The following is a 741-nucleotide window of genomic DNA, read 5'->3' as shown; positions in this document are numbered from 1 at the left end:
CTTAACCTTCCAGCACCGGGCAGGCGTCAGTCCGTATACATCGCCTTACAGCTTCGCACGGACCTGTGTTTTTAGTAAACAGTCGCTTCTCCCTGGTCTCTGCGGCCACCACACACACATCAGACCGAAAAGATCCTTCACATGGGTGGCCCCCCTTCTCCCGAAGTTACGGGGGCATTTTGCCGAGTTCCTTAACCACGATTCTCTCGATCACCTTAGTATTCTCTACCTGACTACCTGTGTCGGTTTCGGGTACGAGCGGATCAAACCTCACGCCGATGCTTTTCTCGACAGCATAGGATCACCGGATCACCCCACCCAAAGTGGGACGCCCATCAGCTCTCACCCTTATATGCCAGACGGATTTACCTACCTGACGGGCTACCACCTTAGACCACGACAACCACCGCGCGGCCCGGCTACCTTCCTGCGTCACACCACACGCTCACCTACACACCACCTCAGGTCCGAAGCACAACCACACACCCAACCCGAAGGCCAGGCGACAGTCACACCGCGTTAGTATCAGCAGCTTCAGTCTTTGACGGTCCTTCACCGGTACGGGAATATCAACCCGTTATCCATCGACTACGCCTGTCGGCCTCGCCTTAGGCCCCGACTAACCCAGGGAAGATGAACTTGACCCTGGAACCCTTAGTCATCCAGTGCACGGGATTCCAACCCGTGTTTCGCTACTCATGCCTGCATTCTCACTCGCATAGCCTCCACCACTCGATCACT

1 rRNA gene is annotated in these 741 nt (G+C 56.0%); it reads right to left on the bottom strand.

The annotated features are described in order from the left end of the window. Positions 1-741, bottom strand: a 23S ribosomal RNA gene (locus NQ034_RS16045); the annotation flags it as partial.

The sequence above is a fragment of the Brevibacterium moorei genome, from assembly GCF_024580735.1.
Taxonomy (GTDB): domain Bacteria; phylum Actinomycetota; class Actinomycetes; order Actinomycetales; family Brevibacteriaceae; genus Brevibacterium; species Brevibacterium moorei.
This window is presented reverse-complemented; position numbering and strand designations above follow the sequence as displayed.